This is a genomic window from Aquimarina atlantica (assembly GCF_000626715.1).
Lineage (GTDB): Bacteria > Bacteroidota > Bacteroidia > Flavobacteriales > Flavobacteriaceae > Aquimarina > Aquimarina atlantica.
Map to the genome: position 1 here is coordinate 896,172 of NZ_AQRA01000001.1, position 13,637 is coordinate 909,808.

The 13,637-nt window shown below is 32.8% G+C and carries 12 protein-coding genes; 7 read left to right on the forward strand and 5 right to left on the reverse strand.

Translation table 11 applies throughout. The features are described 5' to 3' along the window. The first annotated feature begins 5 nt into the window (after positions 1–5). Positions 6–1,568 carry an FMN-binding glutamate synthase family protein gene (locus ATO12_RS03985; RefSeq protein ID WP_034238861.1) on the forward strand — a complete coding sequence of 521 codons (1,563 nt, stop codon included), beginning with the start codon at positions 6–8 and terminating at the stop codon, positions 1,566–1,568. A gap of 50 nt (positions 1,569–1,618) precedes the next feature. On the opposite strand, the gene ATO12_RS03990 is transcribed toward ATO12_RS03985, so the two are convergent. Further along, complete coding sequence (locus tag ATO12_RS03990) at positions 1,619–2,710, reverse strand: trypsin-like peptidase domain-containing protein (protein WP_034239329.1); 1,092 nt, start codon at positions 2,708–2,710, stop codon at positions 1,619–1,621. 19 nt (positions 2,711–2,729) lie between these two features. Then, positions 2,730–3,887: a type III secretion system chaperone family protein gene (locus ATO12_RS03995; RefSeq protein WP_131248768.1), complete on the reverse strand. Its 1,158-nt coding sequence runs from the start codon at positions 3,885–3,887 to the stop codon at positions 2,730–2,732. Positions 3,888–4,266: 379 nt separating this feature from the next. Between ATO12_RS03995 and ATO12_RS04000 the strand changes: the two genes are divergently transcribed. Continuing rightward, the gene (locus tag ATO12_RS04000) at positions 4,267–4,785 is read left to right on the forward strand and encodes a DUF7935 family protein (RefSeq protein WP_034238864.1); all 519 of its coding nucleotides are present in this window, start codon (positions 4,267–4,269) and stop codon (positions 4,783–4,785) included. 35 nt (positions 4,786–4,820) lie between these two features. Here the strand turns inward: ATO12_RS04000 and ATO12_RS04005 are convergent, their stop codons facing one another. Genes ATO12_RS04005 through ATO12_RS04015 form a run of 3 tightly spaced genes read right to left on the reverse strand, consistent with a single transcriptional unit; the run spans position 4,821 to position 8,768 of the window. Then, entirely contained in the window at positions 4,821–5,744 is a 924-nt protein-coding gene (locus ATO12_RS04005; RefSeq protein ID WP_034238867.1) for a patatin-like phospholipase family protein, read from the reverse strand. Position 5,745: 1 nt separating this feature from the next. Next, the gene (locus ATO12_RS04010; protein WP_034238869.1) at positions 5,746–6,639 is read right to left on the reverse strand and encodes a patatin-like phospholipase family protein; all 894 of its coding nucleotides are present in this window, start codon (positions 6,637–6,639) and stop codon (positions 5,746–5,748) included. Between the two features lie 8 nt (positions 6,640–6,647). After that, positions 6,648–8,768 (reverse strand): M1 family metallopeptidase, encoded by a 2,121-nt coding sequence (locus ATO12_RS04015; protein ID WP_034238870.1) that lies wholly within the window; start codon positions 8,766–8,768, stop codon positions 6,648–6,650. A gap of 102 nt (positions 8,769–8,870) precedes the next feature. On the opposite strand from ATO12_RS04015, the gene recG reads away from it, so the two are divergent. From recG to ATO12_RS04040, 5 genes are all read left to right on the forward strand, one after another. Continuing rightward, positions 8,871–10,973 (forward strand): ATP-dependent DNA helicase RecG, encoded by a 2,103-nt coding sequence (gene recG / locus ATO12_RS04020; RefSeq protein WP_034239331.1) that lies wholly within the window; start codon positions 8,871–8,873, stop codon positions 10,971–10,973. 119 nt (positions 10,974–11,092) lie between these two features. Beyond that, complete coding sequence (locus ATO12_RS04025; protein ID WP_051575595.1) at positions 11,093–11,620, forward strand: hypothetical protein; 528 nt, start codon at positions 11,093–11,095, stop codon at positions 11,618–11,620. A 139-nt stretch (positions 11,621–11,759) separates the two neighbouring features. After that, entirely contained in the window at positions 11,760–12,293 is a 534-nt protein-coding gene (locus ATO12_RS04030) for a GNAT family N-acetyltransferase (RefSeq protein WP_240486093.1), read from the forward strand. A gap of 45 nt (positions 12,294–12,338) precedes the next feature. Then, positions 12,339–12,998, forward strand: coding sequence for a LysE family translocator (locus tag ATO12_RS04035; protein ID WP_034238878.1), 660 nt, complete (start codon positions 12,339–12,341; stop codon positions 12,996–12,998). Between the two features lie 92 nt (positions 12,999–13,090). Beyond that, positions 13,091–13,621 (forward strand): hypothetical protein, encoded by a 531-nt coding sequence (locus tag ATO12_RS04040; RefSeq protein ID WP_034239335.1) that lies wholly within the window; start codon positions 13,091–13,093, stop codon positions 13,619–13,621. Positions 13,622–13,637: the final 16 nt, after the last annotated feature.

Below are 13,637 nucleotides of genomic sequence, written 5' to 3' on the forward strand. Positions count from 1 at the left end.
ATAAAATGGAAAGTGTATTTAATTTTTTAGGTTCAATATCCTGGTGGATGTGGATCATTATTGCGATTGTACTAGTTGCAATTCGCGATGTATTTTTTAATAGAAAACATACGGTAAGCCATAATTTCCCTGTTATAGGTCATCTAAGATATTTATTAGAAAGTATTGGTCCAGAGATAAGACAGTATTTTGTTGCTAATAATAGAGAAGAACTTCCATTTAATAGAATTGAAAGAGGTTGGGTATATGCTTCTTCTAAAAATGAGAACAATTACGAAGGCTTTGGTACAGATAGAGATATTTATTTACATCAGCATATTTTTGTAAAAAACTGTATGATCCCTTATAAGATGGATAAGGATCATCCTAACAGAGAAGATAAATCTTTTCTTCCTTGCGCAAAGGTTATGGGGTTATATAACCAACGAGAGAAACCTTATCGACCCGGATCTGTTATTAACGTTTCTGCCATGAGTTTCGGATCCCTTTCTGCACGAGCTGTAGAGTCTTTAAATATTGGAGTACAAAAGGGAAATGCCTATCACAATACCGGAGAAGGAGGACTTTCTCCTTATCACAGTAACGGCGGTGATGTTATTTTTCATTTTGGTACCGGATATTTTGGGGTAAGGGATGAGAATGGTAATTTTTCAATGAAAAAAATGAAAGATCTGGTAACCCGAAATCCATTTATTCGGGCTATTGAGATCAAATTATCACAAGGAGCAAAACCCGGAAAAGGAGGTGTATTACCGGGCACTAAAATCACTCCTGAAATTGCAAAAATAAGAGGTGTAGAAGTAGGTAAAGATGTATTATCTCCTTCTGCACATAAAGCTTTTTCTGATGTCCCAGAACTGTTACAATTTATTGAGGATATCGCCAACGAGACAGGGCTTCCTGTAGGGATTAAAGCTGCAATTGGTAAAACAGAACAATGGGAACTGCTAGCAGAACTAATGGTAAAAACCAATAGAGGCCCGGATTTTATTACTATTGATGGTGGCGAAGGTGGTACTGGTGCTGCACCGCCAAGCTTTGCTGATCACGTATCCCTTCCATGGGTGTATGGGTTTACTGCGATCTATAAAATTTTTCAAAAACATAATCTTACAGATCGGGTAGTTTTTATAGGGAGTGGTAAATTAGGCTTTCCTGCAAAAGCTGCAATGGCCTTTGCCATGGGTGTCGACTGCATCAATGTTGCCCGTGAAGCTATGATGAGCATTGGTTGTATTCAGGCACAGATATGCCATACGAATCGATGCCCCAGTGGAATAGCGACCCAAAGTACATGGCTACAGAAAGGAATTGATATTCCATTAAAATCTGATCGCTTGGCACAATATTTTAAAACATTCAGAAAAGAATTTACAGAGATTACTCATGCTTCTGGATATGAACATCCTTGTCAATTTACAATGCAGGATGTAGATCTTAATGTTGATGATGGAGAACTCACCAAAACATTAGAAGATTCGTTTAAATACACAAAAACCCCTGTTGAGTATACCTGTGCAAAAGATTTAAAAGAATGTACATATCTTGGTGGTTATAACCAAAAATAGAGTTTCTTATTATCTAAGCTAAATACAAACCTGAAAACAACATTAGATGATTAACTTACTTTTTTGGCGTATGTACTCATAGTACAGCCATATTCTTCTACAAAGAAATCATCAAGATCATCGGCTTTTAAAGCGAGTTCTTTTATTTTTAGTTTAATATCATTTTTGGTGGCTTCATCCTGAAATATATCGGTGATACTAATTCTATACGATATAAAAATAGTATTCTTATATACTCCTAACGAAAATTGCCCCTGATCACTAGAAATTAAATATTCATATAACCTTTCAAGGTTTTGTTTAGGTAAATTGTTTAAAGGAGAAGTTAGATAGAGATACTCTCTATTCATTACAAAAATCCTAATTTGAGAACTTCCTTGGTGAAATTCCCAAAACTCCTGGCCTGTCCTTGTTAAAACAGGGTTAATATCTAATTGCTTCAAAGAATCTTCAATAAAATTTGAAAACTCATTGAGCTCTAATTCATCAAATACATCTTTAGATAGTGTTGCTCCACAATTATTACAGTAATCTTGCGGAACATATGTGAGTCCAGAACAAGATGAACACTGTAGCGAAAACTTAAATTCAGGATTATTTTCAATACTTTCAATAGCCTGCTCAATTTCAGAAACCGGGATAGCAAACCCCATATTATCTGCATTATTGAATTTTGAAGAGTTTATACCTGCCAATCTTCCATCTTGTGTGACTAACGGACCTCCACTATTTCCGGGGTTTATCGCTGCATCTGTTTGCACAAAATACCTCCCGTTCATATGTTGTTCTGGGTTCGAAACTATACCTTCTGTAATAGTAAAAGGCATTCCGAATGGATACCCAAGAGCAAATACTTTTTCTTGTCTGGTAAGTTCTAAAGAATTATCTACAGAAAAACCATGATCTATATTCAACTCTTCTTCTACTTTGAGTATTGCAATATCGATATCCGGATTCGTCATAATAACTTTTGCCAGCATTCTATTGTGATGATCATCTTCTACAGCGACCTCTTTACAACCGCTAATAACATGATGATTAGTAAGAATAATATTTTTACTTTTTATATAAAAGCCACTCCCTGTACCTCTTGAGGTAAGTATTTTAAATGTTGCTTCTTTTAAAGAATCTAAATTGCTCATAATTTTTTTCATTTATAATCTAACCAAATAACTTAGAAAAGAATCCTTTCTTAGGAGTCGAAGTTTGTACTGCTTTACCATTTAAAATATTTTCCATCGAATTAAACAGTGACATTGCTGATGCCTCCCACTCTTTACCAGCCGCATTTTTAAGTGAATTCACCATTTTTAAATTTATATCTTCCGGAATGTTGTTATAGTAGTAAAAATCATAAAAAGCAACAAGTAGTGTTAATGTCGCTGCTATATATTGCTTGTTTTGAATTTCTTTTTTGGCATTTTCATAAGGTCTTTCCCAGCTTTGTTTTAGATGCTCTAATTCACTTCGCATCTTAGTAGGTACGAATGATTCTGAGATATAGAAATCTGCCAAAAGTTCTTCTTTGGTTTTATTTTTCAATGTATCCAAAAACTTTTTTCCTCTCTGAATACGATTTTGCATGTCATCTTGTGAATACAGATCATTTACTTGATTTTCGATATCTGTTCTTAGCTTACCATGGGGAGCCATTAGATAATCTATACGCTTTAATGTAATATTAATAATATCCCAATTATAGTACCCCACCCTGGTCTGATCAAAATACTCTATATATTGATCTGCTTCTTTTAAATACGAATTAAGCTTTTCCCAAATCGTATCCAAAACTTCCTGACTATAATTCTCGATATGTGGATCATGTAATTGTTCTACATCAAACAAACTAATGAACTCATCATCAAAGTTATCTGCATTATGACATATTTCTTTTAAAACATAATATATTTTTAAAGGTTCACATAGATGTAAAGGAGTGCTATATAAAAAATTAAGCTGACCATTGTCTAGCTTGATTTGCGATAAATTAAGAGGAGAAAAATTAACCTCAGCAATTTTCCTGTATAGTGGTATTTTTTGATTCTCCCCTACTTTTAAAAAAGGTGCTTTAACATTAAAATGTGTATCTGTAATGCTAATTTCTACAATTATAGAGCCATGAGGTATCTTAAAATAGGTTTCATCTGCATTGCCATATTTTTTTCTAATATCTAGATCCAGATAATCAAACAAATTCAAAACAACATCTTTATATCGTTTTTGATCATATGCTTCTTTGGTATCATCCCATTTTGAAACAGTAATCTTAGTATCTAAAGATGACATAAGAGTTTCGTCAAAACTTAAAGCTTCCTTCATAAGAACAGATTAATAATTAATGTTTATGTTATTTTCCCATTAGAAAGAGTACAACAACCCCTTATTTTCTAAGAATTTAAATGTAAACAAAAAAACAAACCTAACAAAAGAGTCATGAAAGCTTTATTTTTTCTAAAAAGACATTGATATATAAAAATTTGTTGTACTCCTTTTTACTGAACAAACTTAGAGGTTATCTTTAGTATACACATCCCTATTTTCAGTGAAAAAATTGCCTTTTTATGTATTTGTTTCAGGAAGTGAGGTGCAAATTTTATGGAGAAAAGAAATTTATTGTAAATCTAGATAGATAAATCAAAAAAGTTTGATTTATTTGTCTAGAGATAGTAATCCACACTTTATATTTAAGCAACAACATATGGAATCCAAAATAGTTGATCTTCTTTTTAATATTATTCCTGCAGTGATTGTAGGAGTGATTTCATTCTATTTTTTTAGCCTTCATACTCGTAATGAAGAAAAACGTCGTAGATTTCTTTTGCACAGAGAAAATCAAAAGCAATCGTTACCTCTTAGACTTCAGGCATATGAACGTATGGTTTTATTTTTAGAAAGAATCTCACCGGGTAATTTATTAACCAGAATAGCCCCGGTTGCAGAAGATAAAAAAAGCTATGAATCTTTATTAATTCATACAATTGATCAGGAATTTGAACATAATCTTACCCAACAGATCTATGTTTCTGACGAATGTTGGAATACACTTAAGGCTTCTAAAAATGCAACTATTGCTTTAATTCGAAAAACCGCACTAAAGGAAGATGTGGATTCGGCCACTAAAATGAGGGAAATAATTCTTACCGAGCTTATAGAGAAAGGTGCTCCCAGTGATACTGCAATTGCAATAATCAAAGAAGAAATTGGTGATTTATTTTAAAGGTCTATCTTATTTGAGTATCTATCTTAAAAAAATTATCCTGCAAGATCTATATCTTTAAGTTTATTTTCTTCTGCAGTTTTTGCTTTCTTAGCTGCATATTCATACCCTTGTCGCCACCAGCTACTCATTAATTTTTTATCAAAAATCAAAGAGTTTTCTGTAAGTTTAGATGGGGTGTAGTATAGATTTAACGGAACTTCTTTATTAATTGCTGCTAATTTGCCTAATACCGTATCATGGCCTTCGACCTGGTCTAACATATAACTAAACAGGTTTACCATAAGTGAAAATGGATTTTTACCCAATACTTTATTATGCTCCATATTTTCTGACTCCAAAATAATGGCATCGACCTCTGTTGCTCCTCTTCGTATCGCTTCGCGAATAGGTACCATACACCCAAAACCCCCATCTGCATATTCACAACCATCTTTGGTAACCAAACTCATAAAAGGAACATAGTTACACGATATCCATACCCAATCACAGAAATCTTCATAAGAAAAGTCATTAATGGATTTATACTCTGTACTATTTTTAGTGAGGTTAGAAACGGTAACGACAACATCTTCAACTTTTGTACGTGCCAGCTTAAATTCTTCTTCAGAAAAATTTCTACGTATTGCACGTCGTAAGTTTTTACTTTCTCCAAATGTTCGCTTTCTTTTAATAAATTGCCATAGTGACGAGATAAAGTTAATCGATACAAACTCTCTATTTCCCTTTCTTCTAACTACAAAAGGATTTATATTAAAGATTGTATGTTGATTAACATTGGTATAGATGTCATACATTTTCTCGATATTACCCAAAGCTAATTGTGAGATTAAAAGGCTCCCGGTAGAAGTACCTAGAAACAGGTCATATTTCTTACCTTGTTCCTGAATTAGGTATTGCGCTACACCACCGGCATAAGCTCCTTTACTTCCTCCTCCTGATATTACTAGTGCTCGCATATTATAATGGGTTCGAAATGTTCTTTTTCTTTGCAAATTTATAACCTTTTGTCCACCATTGTGTCATCTTTTCCTTATCAAAAATTAACGAGTTCGTAGTCAGTACAGTAGGAGTATAATACAAATCCATTGCTACATTATGTTCTATTGCCTTAAACTTACCAATTCGAATATTTTGATGTTCGATCCTATCCATCATAAAATCAACCATGCTAGTAATTAAGGTAAAAGGGTTTTTGGTAGGCATTCTATTTAAATAATTAATTTCTGTTTCGAGTATAATAACATCAAGCTCTGTTGCTCCCCGCTTTATTGCTTCTTCAATAGGTACCATCGATCCCAAACCTCCATCTACATAATCGCAATGGTTTTTTCTAACTAAGCTCATAAAAGGAGGATAGTTACACGATATCCAGATCCAATCTAAAAAATCCTGATATGTACATTCTTTTATTGATTTATATTCTACCTCATTAGCAGATAAATTAGTTACTGTAATAACTATATCTTTTTCTCCCGTTTTTAGTTCTTCAAAATACGATTCGGAAATAGCATTCTCTACCAGGTTCCTAAGATTTCTGCTATCTCCAAATGACTTCTTTCCTTTTATCAAATTGTACAGTACATTAAAATGATTGATATTGATACTTGTATATCCTCTTTTCTTTTTAATAGTAAACGGGCAGCTTTTAAATATTGAAGATTGGTTTACCGAAGTATAAAAAGTTTTTATCTCTTCGATTTTTGATAATGCCAGATGTGATACCAAAAGACTTCCGGTAGACGTACCTATAAACAGGTCATATTTCCTACCCAGATCCTGAATTAAATATTGTGCAACACCTCCTGCAAAAGCTCCTTTACTACCTCCGCCAGAAATTACTAATGCACGCATATTTTATGTTATGGGGTTAATTTTTTTTTCAAAAAATCCTGTTGATTCTTTGGCAAACTACCCAATAAAACTACGTATTTCTTTTTATATTTTTCGTCCTTTAGTATTTTATCCAGAATTTTTCTACAAGAGTTCCTAAAACGCCAATTATGATGCGTAGCTCCATCAACAAGATCTATTAAGGATCGATCTGAAAAAGCTTGTAAACTTTCTAAATAAGTAAACGCATTCTCACGAGTACTAAATCCAAATTTTGAAGATGTATACCCAGATAGCTCTAGATAAAATTTTTGATGTTCGCTGGTATGGTAATCCTTTGTGTTTAATGCTAAAACTAACCATAACATTCTAATATTTTTAGTATTAAAACCTACAATTTCTTTGGTAAGATCCAGATACTCTTTTCTTTTTTCTGGGAAACTAGTCCATAAATGATAAAGTGCCGGCTCTATGGTAGCATACGAGGCATCTTTTAGTAAAGATTCATATTGTTCTTGTAAATCCTTAGGAACTGTGCTTAATGTATTAGCAATAGCCTGGCGTACAAAAATGTTATTGGTTTCAAAAGCTTTATCATACAAGGCAATAATCTCTGGAGAGTTTTTCCCTTCTAATTGATATACAGCTTCCTGACCAATGTAATCATTTGTTGGAAAATCTAATGCCTTAGCCAAAATTCCCCATTTTCCTACCATAGGCTGAGTACGCTCTTGTGCAAGACCCAGATAGTTTTTAATGAAATCTGATTTTGCAAGTATATCTAATGCTTCTTGTGAAGGGAATTTGATATTCTCTAACCATAATTGTCTAAATGTTTTTAAATCTGTACCACTCACGGCTGAAGCTATTGCTATAAAATCATTGGTCGTAACATTTTGAAATTTATGTTTCTCGAGATAATTATTGATTGTAATTTTAAAACTCGTATCGCCAATCAGGTTTCTTAATGCATGAATGGCCCAGGCTCCTCTTTGATAAAATGTTAGAGAGCTTGCCTTGGGGTCTAATAACGATGTTGCATTCTTTGTTTTAGAGAGCTCGGTAAGTTGTTCTGCACTTTCATACAATTTGTATTGAAAATAATCATCACCAAAAATTTCTTTTTCTGCCAATAATGCGTAATATGTTGCAAATCCTTCCTGAAGCCAATGATGTGTTCCTTCGGTTTCGGTTACTAAATCTCCAAACCACTGATGCGCTAATTCATGTGCATTGACATTAATATAGTTTTGATCAATAAATGCTGTTTCATCAACAACAAAAGCATCAGAAAAAATAGTCGTTCCTGTATTTTCCATACCTGCATATAAAAAATCTTTAACAGGAATTTGCTTATAATTTTGCCAGGGAAACGAAAACCCGATTTCTTTTTCTAAAAAATCAAAGATCTGCTTACTATGACGATACGTCGCCTCGAATTTATGTTTATCCCTGGGATAATAATACATTTCTAAAGGAGTACCATTTGCCGAAGTTTCTACTACTTTATCATATTTACCAATAGCAAAAGCAACCAAATAGCTACTCATTGGGCGTTTCATATCATAGTGCCAACTTTGAATAGAATCATTAACCGATACTGTTTTAGTCAATTTTCCATTAGCAATAACTTCGTATCCTTTATAAAAATTGATAGTGAGGTCATATTCAAGCTTCTCATTCATATCATCAAAACTAGGCAACCAGTTAGAGGTGTATTTTCCTTGCCCTTGTGTCCAAACCTGATCATTACCTTCATAATCTTTAACAAAATAAAGTGCTTTTTTAGGTTTAGCTTCATAATCAATCACTATTTGATACTTACTTTCACTTTTAAAGTCTGAATTAATGACAATCTTCTTATCATCATACTTAAAATCTACATTTTTATCATCCAAAGACACTTTATTGATTATCATATGTTTAGCATCTATAAAAATAGATTTCACAGATTCTATTGTTTTAAAAGTGTATGTCACTTTTCCTTTTACTTTTTTTGATTTAAAATCTACAGTCACATCGACTTTACCATTTTGAAAATCAACATTGGGTTGTTCCTTTTTAGCATTATGGAGTTGCATAGAAGCTACTTCCTGAGCATTGCCGAATGAAGAAAAAACAAGTATTAAAAAGCTTAAAATAAATTTCATACTACACGTAAATCAAATGTTCTGCCAAAATAACGAAATTAGTCTGTTTATGTTACAAATTTTAGATTGACAATATTTCTATAATATAGTATATTCGCTATGATGAATCCTAATATTTTACAAACTCCCATAGATTATCTAAAAGGTGTTGGCCCGTCGCGTGCTACCTTACTTCGGTCAGAGTTAGGGATTCATACGTATCAGGATTTAATCAATTTTTTCCCAAATCGATATCTTGATAAAACACAATACTATAAAATCAATCAATTGCAACGCAATTCGGCAGAGGTACAAATTATAGGTAAGATTATCAATATTAAAACCGTAGAGCAAAAAAAAGGAAAGCGGTTAGTTGCCAAATTTGTAGATGATACTGGTTCTATAGAGTTAGTTTGGTTTAGAGGGCATAAATGGATTCGAGAAAATTTAAAGATCAACACGCCTTATGTCATTTTTGGAAAAACCAAATACTATAATGGTTTTAGTATGCCACATCCAGATATGGAGCTACTAACAGAGCACCAACAAAATCTAAGAACGGTAATGCAACCCATATACCCTTCTACCGAAAAGCTCTCTAATAAAGGTATCACCAACCGTGTGATGAGTAAAATGATGCAACAATTGTTTGTAGAGACCAAAGTACGTTTCTACGATACGTTGTCTCAGGAAATCCTTGAAGATCTTAAACTTATTTCAAAAAGTGAAGCTGTTTTTAATATTCATTTCCCAAAAAGTCAGGAGTTATTATCCAAAGCACAATATCGGCTTAAATTTGAAGAGTTATTTTATATTCAGCTACAGCTTATCACTAAAAAACTAATTCGAAAACAAAAAATAAAAGGGTTTCCATTTACAGAAGTTGGAGCGCATTTTAATAATTTCTACAAAGATCACCTCCCTTTTGATCTTACTAATGCACAAAAACGGGTGATCAAAGAAATTAGAAATGATATCGGTAGTAGCGCTCAAATGAATCGTCTTTTGCAGGGAGATGTAGGATCGGGTAAAACTATTGTAGGGTTAATGACAATGTTATTAGCAATTGATAATGGATTTCAAGCTTGTTTAATGGCTCCCACCGCAATCCTGGCAAATCAACATTACCAGGGAATTGCTGCACTTACCAAAGATCTTGATATTAATGTAAAATTATTGATGGGTAGTTCTACAGCTAAAGAACGACGAAAAATCCATGAGGAATTAGAAGAAGGTTCGTTACATATCTTAATCGGTACTCATGCAGTATTAGAAGATAAAGTACAGTTTAAAAATCTTGGATTAGCCATTATTGATGAGCAACATCGATTTGGAGTGGCGCAGCGTGCTAAGTTATGGCATAAAAACACCTATCCACCTCATATTCTGGTGATGACTGCAACTCCGATTCCCAGAACATTGGCGATGAGTTTATATGGTGATCTGGATATTTCGGTAATTGATGAGCTTCCGCCGGGTCGTAAGGCTATAAAAACAGTACACCGATATGATAGTAACCGGTTAAAAGTATTTAAGTTTATTTCTGAAGAAATACAAAAGGGAAGGCAAATTTATATTGTTTATCCACTGATACAAGAATCAGAAGCTATGGATTATAAAGATCTTATGGATGGATATGAAAGTATTACTCGTTCTTTTCCTCCTCCCGAGTATCAAATTTCTATTGTTCACGGTAAAATGAAACCTGCTGATAAAGATTATGAAATGGAACGCTTTGTAAAAGGTGAAACCCAAATTATGGTTGCTACCACTGTAATTGAAGTTGGTGTTAATGTACCAAATGCCAGTGTAATGATCATAGAAAGTGCAGAACGTTTTGGATTATCACAATTACATCAGTTACGAGGACGTGTAGGCCGTGGTGCAGAGCAAAGTTTTTGCATTCTTATGACCAGCTTTAAATTATCTGCAGACAGTAAGACCCGATTAGAAACAATGGTACGTACCAATGATGGTTTTGATATTGCCGAAGTAGATCTAAAATTAAGAGGCCCAGGAGATATTATGGGTACCCAGCAAAGTGGTGTACTTAATCTTAAAATAGCAGATATTGTAAGAGATAATGATATCCTAAAAACAGCAAGGTATTATGCTATGAAAATATTGAATGAAGATCCTTCGTTATCGTTAGAGAAAAATAAAATATTACTCTACACCTATCAGCAACTCGCCAAACATAAGAATATATGGAATTATATTTCTTGAGGCATAATAAATATAATACTATCATATTTAGCTAATTTATAATCTAAAATAAGTACATAATTACGATACTTTTGAAATTTCTAAGTAAAGTAGTAATAACAAATAAAGACTTCTTAAAAATGCCATATCAACAGATACCAGAATACCCAGAGAATTACTCTTCAGGCAACATAATTTCAAGACTTATAGATGGTCTTGGATATCGTTACTATTGGGCTACAGATACTCTTACCGATATTGATTTAAAATATAAACCATCTACCAAAGGGTTTAATACATATGAAACCATAGAACATATATATTGGCTTTCTATAATGATTACGAATACTGCGCAAAACTTACCTTGTATCAGACTTACTCCAGCAGATTTGTCTCCCATGAATTTTGATATCTTAAGAGAAAAAACGTTATACAACCTAAAGGAGGCAAGCGAATTATATGCAGAAAAAACAAAAGACGATATGAATAATTATATGATCGTTATACAAAGTGAGGGAAATAAAGGAGAGTTCCCTTTCTGGCATATGATCAATGGTCCAATATCTGATGCGCTCTATCACACAGGGCAAATAGTATCCTTTAGAAGGACAACAGGCAATCCCATAGATCCAAAAGTAAATGTATTTACAGGAAAAGCGAGGAGTTAAATTTTGGTTAAGAAGAGATTTAAACGATTTTTTTACTCATATAATTATATTTTTATCTCTTGTAATACTAAATTTTTAGGTCTTTTAAGTCCTTTAGTTACCTAAGTTAGTAGTACTCTACTATAATTTTTTAGCATTAATGATGAGTCATGAAGAATATATTATAAAAGAAGCTGCTCCAGATGAGTTTGCAAAAATAGGAGAATTAATGGTTGATGTATATTCACGGTTAGAAGGTTTTCCTTCTAAAAAGGAACAACCCAACTACTATAAAATGCTGGCTAATATCGGAAGTTTAACAGAGAATCCTAAAACTAAGTTATTGGTCGCTATTTCTTCAAGTAAAAAAATAGGAGGCGGTGTTGTTTATTTTGGTGATATGAAATATTATGGTTCTGGCGGTACTGCTACAAAAGAAAAGCATGCTTCTGGATTTAGGTTATTGGCAGTCGATCCATCTACCAGAGGTAAAGGTATAGGCAAACGCTTAACAAATGCTTGTATACAGATTGCAAAAGAAGAAAAACAAAATCAAATGATAATTCATTCTACAAAAGCTATGCAGGTAGCATGGAAAATGTATGAAAATATGGGTTTTAAAAGGTCAAAGGACTTAGATTTTATGCAAGGAGAACTCCCTGTTTTTGGTTTTAGATTAGTACTTCAAGAATAATAAATCTTATTAAAATAATTAGGTATAATAAATTACACTACTATTATGATACTACCAGATTTTGAAAATATTGTATTTTTTTTGGCAGCTGCCTCTATATTAATTCTTATACCCGGCCCATCTGTTCTTTATATTATGGCCAAAAGTGTCGAACAAGGTTATAAGGCAGGTATTGTTTCGGTTTTAGGAATAGGTATCGGAAGCATGGTTCATGTTGCTGCCGCTGCAATAGGTATTTCTTCTATATTGCTAACATCTTCTACTGCATTTTCGATTATAAAGTACCTGGGAGCTATCTACCTTATTTATCTAGGTGTTAAAAAAATATTAGAAAAAACACCAAATAAACAACCAGTAATTACAAATAAAAACAAGCGATTAGACAAAATTTTTTATGAAGGCATTTTAGTGAATACTTTTAATCCAAAGACAGCAATATTCTTTTTTTCTTTTTTACCACAATTTATAAATATCGATAAAGGAGGTAATGCCAGTCAAATATTGTTTCTTGGTATCTTGTTTACTGTTTTTGCGATATTGAGTGATACCCTATATGTTTTACTTTCTGTGAAAATATCAAAATGGTTTACCAGTTCAAAAAAATACCTCAAAAGACAAAAAAATATTACAGGTTCTATCTACATAGCTCTTGGTCTAATAACGCTAACCATAAATCAACCTACGACACATTCTAATACTAAATAATTAGGTATTCATTACGAAAAAACTTGGGGTTAATAGATTTTTATCAGCTATCCAAAAAAGTTTATGAATCAATTACAGGAAATAAAAATCTAATGAAGCCAAAACTAATCATCTTGTCTGACCTATGGGGAAAGAAAAAATCAGATTGGATTGATTATTATATCAAAGAACTTCAAGATCATTTTGTATTACAATATTATGACTGTTGTGAATTAGGAAGGTTAGATACATCAACATACACTGAGAAAAATCTTCATAAGCAATTCATTAATGGAGGAATTGATCGGGCAGTACAAAACTTACTTGCCTTTGAAAAAGGGAAAATACATATCCTCGCATTTAGTGTTGGCGGGGTCATTGGCTGGAAATTGGCTATAAAAAACCAGAATGTATTATCATTATACGCTGTTTCATCAACAAGGTTACGATATGAAACCAATAAACCTAATACAAAAATAAAGCTCTATTTTGGAGAGAATGATATATATTCTCCAAAAAACGAATGGTATGACCTAATGGGTATTGATACCAATATAGAAAAAGGAAAAGAGCATCAACTATACATCGAGCCACAATTTGCAATACACGCAAGTAATAGCATCATAAATGACATACATCATTAAATAAAAAAAGCCCCAC

Bases quoted from the DNA above. Each gene is read 5' to 3' on its own strand.
- ATO12_RS04010 (WP_034238869.1), bottom strand. From the start codon at position 6,639: ATGCGTGCATTAGTAATTTCTGGCGGAGGTAGTAAAGGAGCTTTTGCA.
- ATO12_RS04030 (WP_240486093.1), top strand. From the start codon at position 11,760: ATGATGAGTCATGAAGAATATATTATAAAAGAAGCTGCTCCAGATGAG.
- ATO12_RS04035 (WP_034238878.1), top strand. From the start codon at position 12,339: ATGATACTACCAGATTTTGAAAATATTGTATTTTTTTTGGCAGCTGCC.
- ATO12_RS04015 (WP_034238870.1), bottom strand. From the start codon at position 8,768: ATGAAATTTATTTTAAGCTTTTTAATACTTGTTTTTTCTTCATTCGGC.
- ATO12_RS04000 (WP_034238864.1), top strand. From the start codon at position 4,267: ATGGAATCCAAAATAGTTGATCTTCTTTTTAATATTATTCCTGCAGTG.
- recG (WP_034239331.1), top strand. From the start codon at position 8,871: ATGAATCCTAATATTTTACAAACTCCCATAGATTATCTAAAAGGTGTT.
- ATO12_RS04025 (WP_051575595.1), top strand. From the start codon at position 11,093: ATGCCATATCAACAGATACCAGAATACCCAGAGAATTACTCTTCAGGC.
- ATO12_RS03990 (WP_034239329.1), bottom strand. From the start codon at position 2,710: ATGAGCAATTTAGATTCTTTAAAAGAAGCAACATTTAAAATACTTACC.
- ATO12_RS03995 (WP_131248768.1), bottom strand. From the start codon at position 3,887: ATGAAGGAAGCTTTAAGTTTTGACGAAACTCTTATGTCATCTTTAGAT.
- ATO12_RS03985 (WP_034238861.1), top strand. From the start codon at position 6: ATGGAAAGTGTATTTAATTTTTTAGGTTCAATATCCTGGTGGATGTGG.
- ATO12_RS04040 (WP_034239335.1), top strand. From the start codon at position 13,091: ATGAAGCCAAAACTAATCATCTTGTCTGACCTATGGGGAAAGAAAAAA.
- ATO12_RS04005 (WP_034238867.1), bottom strand. From the start codon at position 5,744: ATGCGAGCACTAGTAATATCAGGAGGAGGAAGTAAAGGAGCTTATGCC.